This window comes from Escherichia sp. WS3227_2, from assembly GCF_046486495.1.
Lineage (GTDB): Bacteria > Pseudomonadota > Gammaproteobacteria > Enterobacterales > Enterobacteriaceae > Escherichia > Escherichia coli.
In genome coordinates this window covers 153,536-170,222 of the sequence record NZ_JBJQLG010000009.1, presented here as the reverse complement: position 1 = coordinate 170,222, position 16,687 = coordinate 153,536, and the positions used below count along the sequence as shown (strand labels likewise).

21 protein-coding genes are annotated in these 16,687 nt (G+C 48.2%); 13 read left to right on the top strand and 8 right to left on the bottom strand.

All coding sequences use genetic code 11. The features are described 5' to 3' along the window. Window positions 1–34: 34 nt before the first annotated feature. The 3 genes from ACJHXB_RS14765 to yeaK all read left to right on the top strand — a co-directional run bounded on the left by ACJHXB_RS14765 (window position 35) and on the right by yeaK (window position 3,727). Window positions 35–1,510 (top strand): GGDEF domain-containing protein, encoded by a 1,476-nt coding sequence (locus ACJHXB_RS14765; RefSeq protein ID WP_410233507.1) that lies wholly within the window; start codon window positions 35–37, stop codon window positions 1,508–1,510. A 180-nt stretch (window positions 1,511–1,690) separates the two neighbouring features. Continuing rightward, the gene (gene dgcJ / locus ACJHXB_RS14760; RefSeq protein WP_001322965.1) at window positions 1,691–3,181 is read left to right on the top strand and encodes a diguanylate cyclase DgcJ; all 1,491 of its coding nucleotides are present in this window, start codon (window positions 1,691–1,693) and stop codon (window positions 3,179–3,181) included. A gap of 42 nt (window positions 3,182–3,223) precedes the next feature. Further along, entirely contained in the window at window positions 3,224–3,727 is a 504-nt protein-coding gene (gene yeaK / locus ACJHXB_RS14755) for a mischarged aminoacyl-tRNA deacylase (RefSeq protein ID WP_000138043.1), read from the top strand. Here yeaK and yoaI read toward each other — a convergent pair whose 3' ends face one another. Then, window positions 3,728–3,832 (bottom strand): small membrane protein YoaI, encoded by a 105-nt coding sequence (gene yoaI / locus ACJHXB_RS14750; protein ID WP_000999630.1) that lies wholly within the window; start codon window positions 3,830–3,832, stop codon window positions 3,728–3,730. A gap of 169 nt (window positions 3,833–4,001) precedes the next feature. Here yoaI and ACJHXB_RS14745 point away from each other — a divergent pair, with 169 nt between their 5' ends. Further along, window positions 4,002–4,448, top strand: a complete 447-nt coding sequence (locus ACJHXB_RS14745) for a DUF441 domain-containing protein (protein ID WP_000460707.1) — start codon at window positions 4,002–4,004, stop codon at window positions 4,446–4,448. Here the strand turns inward: ACJHXB_RS14745 and nimR are convergent. Further along, window positions 4,405–5,226: a DNA-binding transcriptional regulator NimR gene (nimR, locus tag ACJHXB_RS14740; protein WP_000972237.1), complete on the bottom strand. Its 822-nt coding sequence runs from the start codon at window positions 5,224–5,226 to the stop codon at window positions 4,405–4,407. The genes ACJHXB_RS14745 and nimR overlap by 44 nt on opposite strands. A gap of 96 nt (window positions 5,227–5,322) precedes the next feature. On the opposite strand from nimR, the gene nimT reads away from it, so the two are divergent. Together nimT and ACJHXB_RS14730 are read left to right on the top strand one after the other, a co-directional pair. Beyond that, entirely contained in the window at window positions 5,323–6,504 is a 1,182-nt protein-coding gene (nimT, locus tag ACJHXB_RS14735) for a 2-nitroimidazole transporter (RefSeq protein WP_000128459.1), read from the top strand. A 54-nt stretch (window positions 6,505–6,558) separates the two neighbouring features. Further along, window positions 6,559–6,906, top strand: coding sequence for a DUF488 domain-containing protein (locus ACJHXB_RS14730; RefSeq protein WP_001025381.1), 348 nt, complete (start codon window positions 6,559–6,561; stop codon window positions 6,904–6,906). A gap of 21 nt (window positions 6,907–6,927) precedes the next feature. On the opposite strand, the gene yoaF is transcribed toward ACJHXB_RS14730, so the two are convergent. Continuing rightward, window positions 6,928–7,182, bottom strand: a complete 255-nt coding sequence (gene yoaF / locus ACJHXB_RS14725; protein WP_000691930.1) for a DUF333 domain-containing lipoprotein YoaF — start codon at window positions 7,180–7,182, stop codon at window positions 6,928–6,930. 182 nt (window positions 7,183–7,364) lie between these two features. Between yoaF and dgcP the strand changes: the two genes are divergently transcribed. Genes dgcP through yoaJ form a run of 3 tightly spaced genes read left to right on the top strand, consistent with a single transcriptional unit; the run spans window position 7,365 to window position 8,598 of the window. Continuing rightward, on the top strand, window positions 7,365–8,390 hold the full coding sequence (gene dgcP, locus ACJHXB_RS14720) for a diguanylate cyclase DgcP (RefSeq protein ID WP_001306169.1): 1,026 nt from the start codon (window positions 7,365–7,367) through the stop codon (window positions 8,388–8,390). A 32-nt stretch (window positions 8,391–8,422) separates the two neighbouring features. Continuing rightward, window positions 8,423–8,521: a YoaK family small membrane protein gene (locus tag ACJHXB_RS14715; RefSeq protein WP_001219350.1), complete on the top strand. Its 99-nt coding sequence runs from the start codon at window positions 8,423–8,425 to the stop codon at window positions 8,519–8,521. Window positions 8,522–8,523: 2 nt separating this feature from the next. After that, window positions 8,524–8,598, top strand: coding sequence for a protein YoaJ (gene yoaJ, locus ACJHXB_RS14710; RefSeq protein ID WP_001386836.1), 75 nt, complete (start codon window positions 8,524–8,526; stop codon window positions 8,596–8,598). A 58-nt stretch (window positions 8,599–8,656) separates the two neighbouring features. On the opposite strand, the gene ACJHXB_RS14705 is transcribed toward yoaJ, so the two are convergent. From ACJHXB_RS14705 to dmlR, 5 genes are all read right to left on the bottom strand, one after another. Continuing rightward, window positions 8,657–8,905 (bottom strand): GlsB/YeaQ/YmgE family stress response membrane protein, encoded by a 249-nt coding sequence (locus ACJHXB_RS14705; RefSeq protein ID WP_000512153.1) that lies wholly within the window; start codon window positions 8,903–8,905, stop codon window positions 8,657–8,659. Window positions 8,906–9,052: 147 nt separating this feature from the next. Next, window positions 9,053–9,235: a DUF1869 domain-containing protein gene (locus ACJHXB_RS14700; RefSeq protein WP_000513737.1), complete on the bottom strand. Its 183-nt coding sequence runs from the start codon at window positions 9,233–9,235 to the stop codon at window positions 9,053–9,055. Window positions 9,236–9,238: 3 nt separating this feature from the next. Continuing rightward, entirely contained in the window at window positions 9,239–9,598 is a 360-nt protein-coding gene (gene yeaR / locus ACJHXB_RS14695) for a DUF1971 domain-containing protein YeaR (RefSeq protein ID WP_000939323.1), read from the bottom strand. Between the two features lie 172 nt (window positions 9,599–9,770). After that, a complete protein-coding gene (gene leuE, locus ACJHXB_RS14690) occupies window positions 9,771–10,409 on the bottom strand; it encodes a leucine efflux protein LeuE (RefSeq protein WP_000457202.1) in 639 nt (212 codons plus the stop codon). A gap of 126 nt (window positions 10,410–10,535) precedes the next feature. Further along, window positions 10,536–11,459: a DNA-binding transcriptional regulator DmlR gene (dmlR, locus tag ACJHXB_RS14685; RefSeq protein ID WP_001061578.1), complete on the bottom strand. Its 924-nt coding sequence runs from the start codon at window positions 11,457–11,459 to the stop codon at window positions 10,536–10,538. Window positions 11,460–11,561: 102 nt separating this feature from the next. Here dmlR and dmlA point away from each other — a divergent pair, with 102 nt between their 5' ends. From dmlA to yeaX, 4 genes are all read left to right on the top strand, one after another. Beyond that, window positions 11,562–12,647: a multifunctional D-malate/3-isopropylmalate/tartarate dehydrogenase gene (dmlA, locus tag ACJHXB_RS14680; RefSeq protein ID WP_000978495.1), complete on the top strand. Its 1,086-nt coding sequence runs from the start codon at window positions 11,562–11,564 to the stop codon at window positions 12,645–12,647. A 250-nt stretch (window positions 12,648–12,897) separates the two neighbouring features. Next, on the top strand, window positions 12,898–14,508 hold the full coding sequence (gene yeaV / locus ACJHXB_RS14675) for a BCCT family transporter YeaV (RefSeq protein WP_001578472.1): 1,611 nt from the start codon (window positions 12,898–12,900) through the stop codon (window positions 14,506–14,508). Between the two features lie 31 nt (window positions 14,509–14,539). Further along, window positions 14,540–15,664 (top strand): carnitine monooxygenase, oxygenase subunit YeaW, encoded by a 1,125-nt coding sequence (gene yeaW / locus ACJHXB_RS14670; RefSeq protein ID WP_000067814.1) that lies wholly within the window; start codon window positions 14,540–14,542, stop codon window positions 15,662–15,664. 55 nt (window positions 15,665–15,719) lie between these two features. Next, window positions 15,720–16,685: a carnitine monooxygenase reductase subunit YeaX gene (gene yeaX, locus ACJHXB_RS14665; protein WP_001286995.1), complete on the top strand. Its 966-nt coding sequence runs from the start codon at window positions 15,720–15,722 to the stop codon at window positions 16,683–16,685. Window positions 16,686–16,687 lie beyond the last annotated feature (2 nt).

The window sequence follows — 16,687 nt, the reverse complement described above, 5'->3', positions numbered from 1 at the left end:
ACAATTTAGTTCCAGAAAACAATCATTCGGAAAAATGATTCGGTCAACACGTGTTTCCCTGGGGTTATTCTTTAAATATTTTTTATCGTTAACGAAAATTGATCCTGGTCAAAACTATATATCTCTGCCATCAATAAAATCCAGCACTCACATTGCTCTCCTTTTTATGGCTTCTATGGGTACACAAAAATTAAAAGCTCAAGGCTTTTTTATTTTCAGCTTATTGCTGACGTTAATTTTATTTTGCATTACTACCTTATATAACGAAAACACGAATGTAAAACTCATCCCACAGATGAATTACCTGATGGTTGTTGTGGCTTTGTTTTTCCTTAACGCCGTCATTTTTCTTTTCATGTTAATGAAGTATTTCACTAACAAACAAATTTTACCAACACTCATTTTAAGCCTTGCATTTTTAAGTGGCCTTATCTATTTAGTTGAAACCATTGTAATTATCCATAAACCAATCAACGGCAGTACACTGATCCAGACAAAGTCGAATGATGTTTCTATTTTCTATATTTTCCGCCAACTCAGTTTCATTTGTTTAACCTCGCTGGCGCTCTTTTGTTATGGGAAAGACAACATCCTTGACAACAATAAGAAAAAAACTGGCATTCTGTTACTGGCACTGATTCCTTTTTTAGTTTTTCCCCTTCTGGCACACAATCTGAGCAGTTATAACGCTGACTATTCTTTGTATGTCGTCGATTACTGTCCGGACAACCATACTGCGACCTGGGGAATCAACTATACAAAAATATTGGTTTGTCTGTGGGCATTTTTACTGTTCTTTATTATCATGCGCACACGATTAGCCTGCGAACTATGGCCGTTAATAGCATTATTATGTCTGGCATCGCTATGCTGCAACTTACTTCTACTAACTCTGGATGAGTATAATTACACCATCTGGTATATCAGTCGCGGGATTGAAGTCTCCAGTAAACTGTTTGTTGTGTCTTTTCTGATTTATAACATTTTTCAGGAACTGCAACTCTCCAGCAAACTGGCAGTTCATGATGTGCTGACCAATATTTATAATCGCCGCTACTTTTTCAACAGCGTAGAGTCATTATTGTCGCGACCTGTTGTTAAGGACTTCTGTGTCATGCTGGTTGATATTAATCAGTTCAAACGCATCAATGCCCAATGGGGACATCGTGTGGGTGATAAAGTGCTGGTTTCAATTGTCGATATTATCCAGCAAAGCATCCGCCCCGATGATATTTTAGCGCGACTGGAGGGTGAGGTGTTTGGCTTGCTATTTACCGAACTGAATAGTGCCCAGGCAAAAATCATTGCGGAACGTATGCGTAAAAATGTCGAACTCCTGACCGGCTTTAGTAACAGATATGATGTTCCTGAGCAAATGACCATCAGTATTGGCACGGTTTTTTCAACGGGTGACACACGTAATATCTCGCTTGTCATGACGGAAGCAGATAAAGCCTTACGCGAAGCGAAAAGCGAGGGGGGCAACAAAGTGATTATTCATCATATTTAAGTGCAAAAATATTCAGAGCCATGCTTTTTGCGTGGCTTTTGCATACAATTTATTACTATTACCCCTAAATTTCCCCTCCCCAGCGGCGCAGAGATGAGTATAATTAGCGCCCCTGTGCCAGGCCGCAATCGAACTTTATCTGGTTTTCTCGTTTCACTAACCGAAGGAGTGCCATTTATCATGAAATTGCACCATAGAATGCTCCGGCATTTTATCGCCGCAAGTGTCATTGTGCTGACATCTTCCTTCCTTATTTTTGAACTTGTCGCCAGTGACAGAGCAATGAGTGCCTATCTGCGCTATATCGTGCAGAGAGCAGACTCCTCCTTTCTTTATGATAAGTATCAGAATCAGAGTATTGCCGCGCATGTGATGCGCGCTCTCGCTGCTGAGCAGTCGGAAGTGTCGCCAGAACAGCGGCGCACCATCTGCGAGGCTTTTGAGTCTGCCAATAATACCCATGGCTTAAACCTGACTGCCCATAAATACCCTGGCTTACGCGGCACACTACAAACCGCATCCACTGACTGCGACACAATTGTGGAAGCTGCAGCACTATTACCCGCTTTTGATCAGGCAGTGGAAGGCAACCGCCACCAGGATGATTACGGTTCAGGTCTTGGGATGGCCGAAGAGAAATTTCACTATTATCTCGATCTCAATGACCGCTATGTCTATTTTTATGAGCCGGTTAATGTTGAATACTTTGCGATGAATAACTGGTCTTTCCTGCAGTCAGGAAGTATTGGCATCGATCGCAAAGATATTGAAAAGGTATTTACCGGGCGTACCGTTTTATCGAGCATTTACCAGGATCAGCGTACTAAACAGAACGTGATGAGTTTGCTGACGCCGGTATATGTCGCAGGGCAGCTAAAAGGGATTGTGCTGCTGGATATTAACAAAAACAATCTGCGGAATATCTTTTACACTCATGACCGCCCTCTCCTCTGGCGTTTTCTCAATGTCACGCTAACCGATACCGATTCGGGGCGCGACATTATCATCAACCAGAGCGAAGATAATCTGTTCCAGTATGTCAGTTACGTCCATGACTTACCGGGCGGCATTCGTGTCTCGTTATCCATTGATATTCTTTACTTTATCACGTCTTCGTGGAAAAGCGTTCTGTTCTGGATTTTGACGGCGTTAATTTTGCTGAATATGGTGCGGATGCACTTCCGTTTATACCAAAATGTGTCGCGAGAAAATATTAGTGATGCGATGACTGGACTCTATAATCGCAAAATTTTAACTCCTGAACTGGAGCAGCGGTTGCAAAAACTGGTGCAATCCGGTTCTTCGGTGATGTTTATTGCAATTGACATGGACAAGTTAAAGCAAATAAATGACACCCTCGGTCATCAGGAGGGGGATTTAGCGATTACGTTATTAGCTCAGGCGATTAAACAGTCGATTCGTAAAAGTGATTATGCTATCCGACTCGGTGGCGATGAATTCTGCATCATTCTTGTCGATTCGACGCCGCAAATTGCAGCACAACTGCCTGAACGTATCGAAAAACGTCTGCAACATATCGCGCCGCAGAAAGAGATCGGCTTCTCTTCCGGTATTTACGCGATGAAAGAAAACGATACGTTACATGATGCGTATAAAGCTTCCGATGAGCGTTTATATGTCAATAAGCAGAACAAAAACAGCCGTTCATGATAACCTTCTGTGGTTGTTTGCTTGTAATCTCAGGAGCATGAAATGACTGAAATGGCTAAAGGAAGCGTGACGCATCAGCGGTTAATCGCTTTATTATCACAAGAAGGTGCTGACTTCCGCGTCGTTACCCATGAAGCGGTAGGTAAATGTGAAGCGGTGTCAGAAATTCGTGGCACCGCTTTAGGCCAGGGGGCTAAGGCACTGGTATGTAAAGTCAAAGGCAATGGTGTAAATCAACATGTTCTGGCGATCCTCGCGGCCGATCAACAGGCCGATCTGAGCCAACTCGCCAGCCATATAGGCGGATTACGCGCTTCGTTGGCCAGCCCGGCGGAAGTCGATGAACTCACAGGCTGTGTCTTCGGCGCGATCCCCCCTTTCAGCTTCCATCCAAAACTCAAACTGGTTGCCGATCCCCTACTCTTCGAACGATTTGATGAAATCGCCTTCAATGCAGGCATGCTGGATAAATCCGTTATTTTGAAAACCGCGGATTATTTGCGCATTGCGCAACCAGAACTGGTCAATTTCCGCCGCACTGCGTAACTAGCCTGTCCGTTCGATAAGAAGAACGGACAAAACCAGCACAACAGCAATGGCAAAAAACGATGACGTGATAATCAGTGTCTCGACGAACATTTGATCGTTCATAGTATGCCCCCGGGAGATAGCTGTTTTCACGTTATTGTTAGCGTGCACAAATTGCAGTTTGATGACAGTTCGCCTGATTTTTTATGCAAAAAACGTAAAGATTTTCTACTTCCTTCCTGCAGCAAGCGTAAAGTAAGCAGGCTTATTATTTTTTGGCAAGGAAACCACGATGTTTGATGTCACTTTGCTGATCCTGCTCGGGTTAGCTGCGCTGGGCTTTATCAGTCATAACACCACTGTCGCCGTTTCAATTCTGGTGTTAATCATTGTCCGCGTCACACCGTTAAGCACCTTTTTCCCGTGGATTGAAAAACAGGGGCTAAGTATCGGGATAATCATTCTGACGATTGGCGTTATGGCCCCCATCGCCAGCGGGACGCTACCGCCCTCAACCCTGATTCACTCGTTTCTGAACTGGAAATCGCTGGTGGCAATTGCAGTAGGCGTTATTGTCTCCTGGCTAGGTGGGCGCGGCGTGACGTTAATGGGCAGCCAGCCGCAACTGGTCGCCGGGCTGCTGGTGGGCACTGTTTTGGGCGTGGCGCTGTTTCGCGGCGTACCGGTTGGCCCGCTTATTGCCGCGGGTCTGGTTTCGCTGATTGTGGGGAAACAGTAGTTAATCCCGCAATATATCGGCCTGGCGTTTGCCCCAGGCCTTTCTTAAACATAGTAATAAAGGCCGTTGTTGAATCATACCCCAGCGTATGAGCAACTTTCTGTACAGTATCGCCTTTCACTAATCCCTGAAGCGCCATAATCAGCTGTAACTGCTGACGCCACTGGCGAAAACTCAACCCCGTCTCTTTCACTATCAGTCGGGCAAGATTGCGTTCACTCATCGCAAAAAAGCGAGCCCATTGCCCCAATGACCCCCACTCGACGGGCTCTTTCGCCATCATCTCCACCATCGCGCGAATTTTAGGATGAGAAGAAACGGGTAGGTGCAGCTGTTGTTGTGGCTGCTGAGGGAGTTCATCAAACAGGACCTGAATTAATCTGCGGGTCATCGGCTCAGCACGCTGAGTCGACGTCCTGTTTGCCAGGGTTAAAATTAATTCCCGGCATAAGGGCGATATTTTCAATGTGCAACAGGTTGTCGGCATTGTCACTGCGCTGGGTTCGATAAACAGAAAACAGAGTTCAGCGTTAGCTGTCACTTGATTGCTATGTTCCACCCCTCCCGGTATCCAAACCGCATATTGCGGTGGCACCATCCACAAAGCATTTTCCACCGTACAGGTAATTGCACCATGTAGCGCCAGTATCAGCTGTCCTTTGCGGTGCTGATGTACAGGACTGGTTAACTCATCCGTTCCGGCGTGAATACAAAATGCGACCGCGGCTTCATGGTGTCGGTCGGGTTCATAGCCATTGAGATTCAACCTGTGCATCATTTTGTCCGAATTTAGCGATAATTTGTCATTTTAGCTTGATTCAACATAACAATAAAAACGGTAAGGTACAGCCTCGTTTGTAACAATGAGAAGCATATGACCTGTTCAACTTCATTAAGCGGCAAAAACAGGATTGTCCTTATCGCTGGCATTTTAATGATTGCCACAACATTACGCGTCACCTTTACCGGCGCAGCACCGTTACTGGATACGATTCGTTCCGCTTACTCGCTGACGACGGCGCAAACCGGCTTATTGACCACCCTGCCATTATTAGCCTTTGCGCTAATCTCACCTCTGGCTGCCCCGGTGGCGCGACGTTTTGGTATGGAACGTAGCCTGTTTGCCGCGTTACTTTTGATCTGTGCTGGCATCGCAATTCGCTCTCTCCCTTCGCCTTACTTCTTATTTGGCGGTACAGCGGTCATTGGCGGTGGGATTGCATTAGGCAATGTCTTACTGCCAGGATTAATTAAACGCGATTTCCCTCATTCCGTCGCCAGACTTACCGGCGCATATTCCCTGACAATGGGAGCTGCAGCGGCACTGGGATCGGCTATGGTCGTGCCGCTGGCTTTGAACGGTTTTGGCTGGCAAGGCGCGTTGCTCATGCTGATGTGTTTTCCTCTGCTGGCTCTTTTTTTATGGCTGCCACAGTGGCGAAGTCAACAACATGCAAATTTGAGTACCTCACGCGCCTTACATACTCGGGGTATCTGGCGTTCTCCGCTTGCCTGGCAGGTAACATTGTTTCTTGGGATCAACTCACTGGTCTATTACGTGATTATTGGCTGGCTTCCGGCGATCCTCATCAGTCACGGCTATAGCGAAGCACAGGCGGGTTCACTGCATGGTTTGCTGCAACTAGCCACAGCAGCTCCCGGTTTGCTGATCCCACTTTTCTTACATCATGTGAAAGATCAGCGTGGTATTGCAGCGTTCGTTGCCTTGATGTGCGCAGTGGGCGCGGTTGGGCTCTGCTTTATGCCAGCGCACGCGATCACCTGGACTCTGCTTTTCGGTTTTGGTTCCGGCGCAACAATGATACTGGGGTTGACGTTCATTGGTCTTCGGGCAAGTTCTGCGCATCAGGCGGCGGCACTCTCGGGGATGGCACAATCCGTCGGGTATTTGCTGGCAGCCTGTGGGCCGCCGCTGATGGGTAAAATACACGATACTAACGGTGACTGGTCCATACCACTGATGGGTGTTGCCATACTTTCACTACTGATGGCGATTTTCGGACTTTGCGCCGGGAGAGACAAAGAAATTCGCTAATATCCGGTGCTATAGTGACGTTACCAATCATGCGTGGAAGGGAGAACAAACACGATGAATATTCAGTGCAAACGCGTTTATGATCCGGCAGAACAGAGCGATGGTTATCGCGTACTGGTCGACCGCCTCTGGCCGCGTGGTATCAAAAAAACCGATTTAGCCCTTGATGAGTGGGATAAAGAAATCACGCCGTCAACGGAACTGCGCAAAGCCTTTCACGGCGAAGTCGTCGATTTTGCAACCTTTCGCGAGCAATATCTTGCAGAACTGGCGCAACACGAGCAAGAAGGAAAGCGGCTGGCGGACATCGCCAAAAAACAGCCGCTGACCCTGCTCTACTCAGCAAAAAACACCACGCAGAACCATGCGCTGGTGCTGGCCGACTGGCTACGTAGCTTGTGATTTTAGTACGGCATCCGGCGGTTATTTTTCACCAGCCGGATGGTCCCGTCGCCACAATGCCCATTCATCAATCGTTTCACCGCCCGGTAATTTGCAATTGTTGCTGACCCCTTGCGCTGTCTGCACTGGAATGAGCGTCCCGCCCTTCTGCTGGCAATAGACCGACGCCGGATTTGCCATACCAATCTGCGGCGGTTTGGGTGCTTCTGGCTGAGAAGGGGTTGAACAACCAGCCAGGACCAGCAAGCAAGGCAGAACAAAACTGATAATTTTCATTTATTGATCTCACATATTTATCCAGACTTAGAGTATCGCGGTATCGTTTTGTTTTGCAGCACTATTTTTATTACATTCACTCAAATCATATTACGCCTTGTTTCATCTTTGTTGATGATGTTTTATCATGCCTGCAAAGATTAAATAATCAGCATTTACCCGCCGTATCCTGGAGTTGTTTCGTGTCAGATCAGATTATCGCCCGCGTCTCGCAATCCCTTGCCAAAGAACAGTCACTGGAAAGTCTGGTCCGACAGCTTCTGGAGATGCTGGAAATGGTCACTGATATGGAATCAACCTACCTGACCAAAGTGGATGTCGAAGCGCGCCTGCAGCATATAATGTTTGCCCGTAACAGCCAGAAAATGCACATCCCGGAGAATTTTACCGTCTCGTGGGATTACTCGTTATGCAAACGCGCCATTGATGAAAACTGCTTTTTCAGCGATGAAGTCCCCGACCGTTGGGGCGACTGTATTGCGGCACGCAATCTTGGCATCACCACATTTCTGAGCACGCCAATTCACTTACCGGATGGATCATTCTATGGCACGCTTTGCGCCGCCAGCAGTGAGAAGCGCCAGTGGAGTGAACGCGCGGAACAGGTTTTGCAGTTATTCGCCGGACTGATTGCACAATATATTCAAAAAGAAGCACTGGTTGAACAGCTGCGCGAAGCCAATGCTGCGCTGATTGCGCAATCGTATACCGACTCGTTAACCGGGCTACCGAATCGGCGGGCGATTTTTGAAAACCTGACGACGCTGTTTTCTCTCGCCCGACATCTTAACCATAAGATAATGATCGCGTTTATCGATCTGGATAACTTCAAATTAATCAACGATCGTTTTGGTCATAATAGTGGTGATTTGTTCCTCATTCAGGTTGGCGAGCGCCTTAATACGCTCCAGCAAAATGGCGAAGTTATTGGTCGTCTCGGCGGTGATGAGTTTTTGGTTGTTTCACTGAACAACGAGAATGCGGATATTTCGTCTCTGCGAGAACGTATTCAGCAGCAAATACGTGGAGAATATCACTTAGGTGATGTTGATTTGTATTATCCCGGTGCCAGTCTTGGCATAGTAGAAGTCGATCCTGAAACGACCGATGCAGACAGTGCCCTGCATGCTGCCGATATCGCGATGTATCAGGAGAAAAAACACAAACAGAAAACACCTTTTGTCGCGCATCCAGCGCTACATTCCTGAGGCGTATTCACATCCTTTTGATTGGTGATAACATGCGAATCGGTATTATTTTTCCGGTTGTAATCTTTATTACAGCGGTCGTATTTTTAGCATGGTTTTTTATTGGCGGCTATGCTGCCCCGGGAGCATAAAGATGAAAAAAACAACGATTATTATGATGGGTGTGGCGATTATTGTCGTACTCGGCACTGAGCTGGGATGGTGGTAACGTCACATCTAGAAAATAGCAAAGGCTGCCTGTGTGCAGCCTTTGTGCAATTTACGCGTTAACTTTTAATCTTTCTGTAGATAAACAGCACGACAATCGCGCCAATAACGGCAACCACGAAGCTGCCAAAATTGAAGCCATCGACTTTACCAAAGCCAAACAGCGTGCTGATCCATCCGCCGACTACGGCACCGACTATCCCCAGCAGGATAGTCATAAAGAATCCACCACCATCTTTACCTGGCATGATCCACTTCGCCAGAATACCGGCAATAAGCCCAAAAATAATCCATGACAGAATGCCCATTGTTTCCTCACTTATCTGTTTTGCATTAGCGGGTTAGTCGCTGATAAAAAGCATAGCACAACATCGGGAGGGCAAGATTTGTGACGAGCATCACGGACGATTTTTTTGCGATGGCGCAGAAATTGCGCCATCAACGATCAGAGATAATTACCAACCACAAACATCATGTTCGTTTTCCGTGTCATAAGAACGCACGGTATTCACCAGATCTTTTATCACTTCAGCCGCCACTTCTGGCACCAGCAAAGTCATCGGCGTCTCTGTTTCATAATCGACAGAAACGCCATTACTGTTATTGGTGACGGTCACGGTATACGTTGCTTTGCCCATGATTCATTTCCCGTTATGAATGACTTTCCGTTGTTGCGCGCCTTCCATCAGGACTTCAGGAGCAACGAAGAAGTCAATGTTGAAATAAGTATCGTCAGTCATGGCTTCAATGTTGTGCCACTTTTCTGGAGGGAACACCGCAAACTGCCCCGCTTCGATAAGGATCACCTGATCAGGCTCTGCACTGTGTTCATCAGGGTAGCCGAGATATTTGACCGCCCCATGCATAACGGAAAGGCGTGGGTAAACTCCCGGGCGCGTTCCTTTATCAAGATGACGTTCGAATATTCCGGCAGGCGCAGTTTGTTTATTCCAGAAAGGCGTTGAGCGCGTATGAATATAATTCTGTGGGATTTGCAGCATCCTTTTCCCTCCTTCGGTGAATGCGCTGAAAATGGTTTATTCCAGCCGTTTCAGGGTACGCCTGATAATTTGCATTTTAAATACCATTTATTGGTTACTTTTTAGCACCGTATCAGAGAAGAATCAGGGAGGATTACAGGTGGGAAGCCCGCGACAACGCGGGCTGAATGCATCAGGACTGGAGCGTCGCCAGTCGGGCGGCGAAACCCACAAACATCAAACCAATCAGTGAGTTGCCCACTTTAGCCAGTTTCTTTTTGGTACGTATATACTGCGTGACAAAAGCACCAGAAATAATCAGGAAGCTCAAATAGCAGAAACTCACCAGTTCCAGCGTCGTCGCCAGAATAAAGAATGAAATTCCCGTATGTGGGGCATTAACATCGATAAACTGTACGAAAAACGACACATAGAACAAAATGGCTTTCGGATTAGTCAGGCTCAAAATTAACGCGCGTTTAAAAATGGCACCGTATTGGGGCTCATCGGATTTGGCCTCGTTATTTTTACCCTTCAGGGTCGCGTAGAGAATTTTACTCCCCAGATAGAGCAAATAAAATGCACCAAGATAACGTACAATGTTGAATAATATCGGGGTGGTCTTAATTAATGTCGCCACTCCAGCCCATGCCAGAAACATCAATACCGCATCGCCAATAAATACACCACAGGCAGCAAGATAACCGCCTTTCATACCGCTACTGACGCTATTTTTGAGCACAAACAGGGTATTTGGCCCTGGCACCAACACAATAAAAATGGCCCCAACCAGATAGGTCCAGTAATTCAGAACCCCGTATTCAGCGAACACATTAACCTCTTTAATTATCTTTCGATCATGCGCGATTAAAGGTGAATATGCTAACCAATCTGTAGCGGCTTAGAAAGGAGAAAATCAGGTTTTAACCCGATATCAACCCGATAATTGAATCATTAATCAGGCATGCTCCAGTGAAAAATTCGGGTAGTGCTCGGCAAAATACTGGCGTAAAAATTCTACCGTTATCCGTACTTTCGCTGACGTCGCCAGCCTTGAAACATAAACGGCCCAGACGTTCGCTGGCTGGTAATATTCCGGTAGCACTTGTACTAAATGACCACTGGCAATGTTTTCGCTAACATCCCACCAGGAGCGCAGAGCAATCCCCTGCCCATCGAGACACCACTGATGGACAATTTCTCCATGATTAGACGACAGTGGGCCGGTAACTTTAATCGCATGGTGGCCTTCTTTATTGCGTAATTGCCAGACACCAAAAGGATGATCGCGCTCTTTAATGACCAGGCACGGCAATGCAGAAAGATCGGTTAAATGTTTCGGCGCGCCATGTTGCGCAATAAATTCCGGCGACGCGCAGAGAATGCGATAATTGGTCGCCAGTTTGCGGGCGATTAAATTAGGGGCGATGTCATCGCCAATGCGAATATCGAGATCGACACCTTCATTGACCAAATCGACCAACCGGTCTTCCACATCAAAACGTAATTCCAGTTGCGGATACGCTTTCGCCAGCGCTGATAACGCCGGAGCCACCACCTGTCGTCCAAAACCAAAGCTGCTGATAATACGCAGCATCCCCTGTGGCACCTGACGCACGTCAGAAAGTTCGTCCATCATCTGACCGACATCCTGCAAAATCCGCTGCGCCCATTCATAAATCCGCTCTCCTTCTTCGGTAATGGTGACGCGGCGGGTGGTGCGGTGTAACAACACCACGTTTAGCGTTTGCTCCAGCAAGGCGATGCGCTTGCTGACGAACGCCGGAGAAACGCCCAGTTCTTCCGCCACGGCGGCAAAACCAGCCCGGCGAGCCACCAGCATAAAGACGCGCAAATCGTTCAGCAGCGGTAAATTATTCATGATTCGTGTTTTATGTTTCATCAGTTACAGGGATTAATTCCTTTTCAGTCAATTATAGGATGAGGGTATTGTCAATTTTGATGGTCAGGAAGTGAGAACCCAATGATGAAAACGATGCGTATTGCTGCGATCCCGGGAGACGGGATTGGCAAAGAAGTCCTTCCTGAAGGGATTCGCGTGTTACAGGCTGCCGCTGAGCGCTGGGGCTTCGCCTTGAGTTTTGAGCAAATGGAGTGGGCGAGCTGCGAGTATTACAGCCATCACGGTAAAATGATGCCGGACGACTGGCATGAGCAACTTAGCCGTTTCGACGCCATCTATTTTGGTGCCGTCGGCTGGCCGGACACCGTTCCGGACCATATTTCGTTGTGGGGTTCGCTGCTGAAATTTCGTCGTGAATTCGACCAGTACGTCAACCTGCGCCCGGTTCGTCTCTTTCCTGGCGTTCCCTGCCCGCTGGCGGGAAAACAGCCTGGCGACATCGATTTTTACGTGGTCAGGGAAAACACCGAAGGCGAATATTCCTCGCTCGGCGGCAGAGTGAATGAAGGTACAGAGCATGAAGTCGTCATTCAGGAATCGGTATTTACGCGTCGTGGTGTCGATCGCATTTTGCGTTATGCCTTCGAACTTGCGCAAAGCCGCCCACGTAAGACGCTAACTTCTGCCACTAAATCGAACGGTTTAGCCATCAGCATGCCGTACTGGGATGAGCGAGTGGAAGCAATGGCTGAGAATTACCCGGAGATCCGCTGGGACAAGCAGCATATTGACATTCTCTGCGCACGTTTTGTGATGCAGCCGGAACGCTTCGATGTGGTAGTGGCGTCTAATTTGTTTGGCGATATCCTTTCCGATCTTGGCCCGGCCTGCACCGGCACCATTGGCATTGCCCCATCCGCCAACCTGAATCCGGAACGCACTTTCCCGTCGCTCTTCGAGCCAGTCCACGGTTCCGCGCCGGATATCTACGGGAAAAACATTGCTAACCCTATCGCCACAATTTGGGCCGGTGCAATGATGCTCGATTTTCTCGGCAATGGCGATGAGCGTTTCCAGCAAGCGCATAACGGTATTCTGGCCGCGATTGAAGAAGTGATTGCTCACGGGCCGAAAACACCTGATATGAAAGGCAGTGCCACCACGCCACAGGTTGCCGACGCGATTTGCAAAATTATTTTGCGTTAAGGTCAAACCAGTTTATTTGAACCGCGTCACTGACGCGGTTTTTTTATTCGTTCTTTGCAGTAAATAACCTGCGTCATTTCACCTTTTATTGTTTCCGTTTCGTGTTTTATGGCTTTCCGTATTCTCAATTGTTTAATTTATGTAACATGCAAATAATCAATTTGTTAAACACAACATACAACTCATTACCCTGCAAATAATTACAACTGGCAAAAGCCAGAGACGGGCTTTTATGCCCAGGAGATGACTCATGATGAGCAATGTTAAGAAAAAAGATGTGCCGCTGATAAGCATCAGCCTGGTGGCCATTCTTTTCATCGCAGCTGCATTAAGCCTTTTCCCACAACAATCGGCCGACGCGGCCAACGCAATATACACTTTTGTTACGCGTACGTTAGGTTCCGCCGTACAGGTATTGGTTTTGCTGGCAATGGGGCTGGTGATTTATTTAGCCACCAGTAAATACGGCAATATTCGTCTTGGCGAAGGAAAACCGGAATACAGCACGCTCTCCTGGCTGTTTATGTTTATTTGTGCCGGTTTAGGTTCTTCTACGCTTTATTGGGGGGTTGCTGAATGGGCCTATTATTATCAAACGCCTGGATTAAATATCGCACCGCGTTCACAACAGGCACTCGAATTTAGCGTTCCCTACTCCTTCTTCCACTGGGGCATCAGCGCCTGGGCAACTTATACGCTGGCCTCATTAATCATGGCTTATCACTTTCATGTGCGGAAAAACAAAGGGCTGAGCCTTTCCGGCATTATTGCTGCTATTACCGGCGTTCGCCCGCAAGGCCCGTGGGGGAAACTGGTCGATTTGATGTTCCTGATCGCCACTGTCGGCGCACTGACCATTTCCCTTGTTGTTACCGCAGCAACCTTTACCCGTGGGCTTTCCGCGCTGACCGGTTTACCCGATAACTTTACCGTACAGGCATTTGTGATCCTGCTTTCCGGCGGCATTTTTTGCCTAAGCTCGTGGATTGGTATCAACAACGGTTTGCAACGTCTAAGCAAAATGGTTGGCTGGGGCGCGTTCCTGCTGCCATTACTGGTGCTGATTGTCGGTCCAACCGAATTTATTACCAACAGCATCATCAATGCCATCGGCCTGACCACGCAAAACTTCCTGCAAATGAGCTTATTCACCGATCCGCTTGGCGATGGATCATTTACCCGCAACTGGACCGTTTTCTACTGGCTGTGGTGGATCTCATACACGCCTGGCGTAGCAATGTTTGTCACCCGCGTTTCCCGCGGTCGTAAGATTAAAGAAGTTATCTGGGGACTGATCCTCGGCAGCACCGTCGGTTGCTGGTTCTTCTTCGGCGTAATGGAAAGCTATGCCATTCACCAGTTTATCAATGGCGTAATCAACGTCCCACAGGTGCTGGAAACACTGGGCGGCGAGACAGCTGTGCAGCAAGTTCTGATGTCGTTGCCAGCCGGTAAATTGTTCCTCGCCGCATACCTGGGCGTGATGATTATTTTCCTTGCCTCGCATATGGATGCGGTGGCCTACACCATGGCGGCAACCAGTACGCGTAATCTCCAGGAAGGTGACGATCCTGACCGTGGGCTGCGTCTTTTCTGGTGCGTGGTAATTACCCTGATCCCGCTTTCAATTCTTTTCACTGGCGCGTCGCTGGAAACGATGAAAACCACCGTCGTACTCACAGCCCTTCCGTTCCTCGTCATTTTACTGGTGAAAGTCGGCGGATTTATTCGCTGGCTGAAACAGGATTACGCCGACATTCCGGCTCATCAAGTTGAACATTATCTCCCGCAGACACCGGTTGAAGTCCTGGAAAAAACGCCAGTGCTCCCTGCGGGAACCGTATTCAAAGGCGACAACTGAGCGCCGTCATCCTAACGATAAAGGTATCCCTATGAGCAATCTGAGCCCTGACTTTGTACTACCCGAAAATTTTTGCGCTAACCCGCAAGAGGCGTGGACCATTCCTGCCCGTTTTTATACCGATCAGAACGCCTTTGAACACGAAAAAGAGAACGTCTTCGCCAAAAGCTGGATTTGCGTCGCTCATAGCAGCGAACTGGCGAATGCCAATGATTATGTGACGCGTGAGATCATTGGCGAAAGCATCGTGCTGGTACGTGGTCGTGATAAGGTTTTGCGCGCGTTCTATAACGTGTGTCCGCACCGTGGTCATCAGTTGTTGAGCGGTGAAGGAAAAGCAAAAAATGTGATTACATGCCCGTATCACGCATGGGCATTCAAACTCGATGGCAACCTGGCCCATGCGCGTAACTGCGAAAACGTCGCCAATTTCGATAGCGACAAAGCGCAACTGGTTCCGGTGCGTCTGGAAGAATATGCCGGATTCGTCTTCATCAACATGGACCCCAACGCCACCAGCGTAGAAGATCAGTTACCAGGTCTGGGCGCAAAAGTGCTGGAAGCCTGCCCGGAAGTCCACGATCTGAAACTGGCGGCCCGCTTTACCACCCTCACGCCTGCCAACTGGAAGAACATTGTCGATAACTATCTCGAGTGCTATCACTGTGGTCCGGCGCATCCAGGTTTCTCCGACTCCGTTCAGGTTGATCGTTACTGGCACACCATGCACGGTAACTGGACGCTGCAATACGGTTTCGCCAAACCGTCCGAACAGTCTTTCAAATTCGAAGAGGGCACGGATGCGGCATTCCACGGTTTCTGGCTGTGGCCGTGCACGATGCTGAACGTCACCCCGATCAAAGGGATGATGACGGTCATTTATGAATTCCCGGTGGATTCTGAAACTACCCTGCAAAACTACGATATTTACTTCACCAATGAAGAGTTAACCGACGAGCAAAAATCGCTGATTGAGTGGTATCGCGATGTGTTCCGTCCGGAAGATTTACGTCTGGTTGAAAGCGTACAGAAAGGGCTGAAATCGCGTGGCTATCGTGGTCAAGGGCGCATCATGGCCGACAGTAGCGGTAGCGGAATTTCCGAACATGGTATCGCCCACTTCCATAATCTGCTGGCGCAGGTGTTTAAGGACTAATGACATCGGCGGCGGTATTTTCCGCCGCTGGGCTGATTTTTGATGGAGTACAGCAATGTCAGACTATCAAATGTTTGAAGTACAGGTGAGCCAGGTTGAACCGCTTACCGAACAGGTGAAACGCTTCATGCTGGTGGCAACCGATGGCAAACCATTACCTGCGTTTACCGGAGGAAGTCACGTCATTGTGCAGATGAGCGATGGTGATAACGAGTACAGCAATGCGTATTCACTACTGAGTTCGCCGCATGACACCTCTTGTTATCAGATTGCCGTTCGACTGGAGGAAAACTCGCGCGGCGGTTCCCGCTTTTTGCATCAGCAGGTAAAAGTGGGCGATCGGTTAACGATTTCAACGCCTAATAACCTGTTTGCGCTAATTCCCTCGGCCAGAAAGCATCTGTTTATCGCGGGCGGCATTGGTATCACCCCTTTCCTGTCGCACATGGCAGAGTTGCAACACAGCGACGTCGACTGGCAGCTACATTACTGCACGCGAAATCCAGAAAGTTGCGCATTTCGTGATGAGCTAGTCCAGCATCCGCAGGCTGAGAAAGTTCACTTGCATCACTCATCAACCGGAACACGACTGGAATTAGCGCGATTATTGGCGGATACCGAACCTGGCACACATGTTTATACCTGTGGCCCCGAGGCGCTAATTGAAGCGGTAAGAAGTGAAGCTGCGCGTCTGGACATCGCCGCCGATACGCTGCACTTTGAGCAATTTGCGATTGAAGACAAAACCGGCGATGCATTTACCCTGGTGCTTGCCCGTTCCGGTAAAGAGTTTGTGGTGCCGGAAGAGATGACTATTTTGCAGGTTATTGAAAATAATAAAGCCGCGAAAGTGGAATGTTTATGTCGTGAAGGGGTATGCGGAACCTGCGAAACGGCAATACTGGAAGGTGAAGCTGACCATCGGGATCAGTATTTTAGCGATGAAGAGCGTGCCAGCCAGCAAAGTATGTTGATCTGTTGTTCGCGTGCGAAGGGTAAACGCCTGGTGTTGGATTTGTAGTT

Coding starts and splice junctions, on each gene's coding strand:
- ACJHXB_RS14765 (WP_410233507.1), top strand. CDS start 35: ATGATTCGGTCAACACGTGTTTCCCTGGGGTTATTCTTTAAATATTTT.
- dgcJ (WP_001322965.1), top strand. CDS start 1,691: ATGAAATTGCACCATAGAATGCTCCGGCATTTTATCGCCGCAAGTGTC.
- yeaK (WP_000138043.1), top strand. CDS start 3,224: ATGACTGAAATGGCTAAAGGAAGCGTGACGCATCAGCGGTTAATCGCT.
- yoaI (WP_000999630.1), bottom strand. CDS start 3,832: ATGAACGATCAAATGTTCGTCGAGACACTGATTATCACGTCATCGTTT.
- ACJHXB_RS14745 (WP_000460707.1), top strand. CDS start 4,002: ATGTTTGATGTCACTTTGCTGATCCTGCTCGGGTTAGCTGCGCTGGGC.
- nimR (WP_000972237.1), bottom strand. CDS start 5,226: ATGATGCACAGGTTGAATCTCAATGGCTATGAACCCGACCGACACCAT.
- nimT (WP_000128459.1), top strand. CDS start 5,323: ATGACCTGTTCAACTTCATTAAGCGGCAAAAACAGGATTGTCCTTATC.
- ACJHXB_RS14730 (WP_001025381.1), top strand. CDS start 6,559: ATGAATATTCAGTGCAAACGCGTTTATGATCCGGCAGAACAGAGCGAT.
- yoaF (WP_000691930.1), bottom strand. CDS start 7,182: ATGAAAATTATCAGTTTTGTTCTGCCTTGCTTGCTGGTCCTGGCTGGT.
- ACJHXB_RS14715 (WP_001219350.1), top strand. CDS start 8,423: ATGCGAATCGGTATTATTTTTCCGGTTGTAATCTTTATTACAGCGGTC.
- ACJHXB_RS14705 (WP_000512153.1), bottom strand. CDS start 8,905: ATGGGCATTCTGTCATGGATTATTTTTGGGCTTATTGCCGGTATTCTG.
- ACJHXB_RS14700 (WP_000513737.1), bottom strand. CDS start 9,235: ATGGGCAAAGCAACGTATACCGTGACCGTCACCAATAACAGTAATGGC.
- yeaR (WP_000939323.1), bottom strand. CDS start 9,598: ATGCTGCAAATCCCACAGAATTATATTCATACGCGCTCAACGCCTTTC.
- dmlR (WP_001061578.1), bottom strand. CDS start 11,459: ATGAATAATTTACCGCTGCTGAACGATTTGCGCGTCTTTATGCTGGTG.
- dmlA (WP_000978495.1), top strand. CDS start 11,562: ATGATGAAAACGATGCGTATTGCTGCGATCCCGGGAGACGGGATTGGC.
- yeaV (WP_001578472.1), top strand. CDS start 12,898: ATGATGAGCAATGTTAAGAAAAAAGATGTGCCGCTGATAAGCATCAGC.
- yeaW (WP_000067814.1), top strand. CDS start 14,540: ATGAGCAATCTGAGCCCTGACTTTGTACTACCCGAAAATTTTTGCGCT.
- yeaX (WP_001286995.1), top strand. CDS start 15,720: ATGTCAGACTATCAAATGTTTGAAGTACAGGTGAGCCAGGTTGAACCG.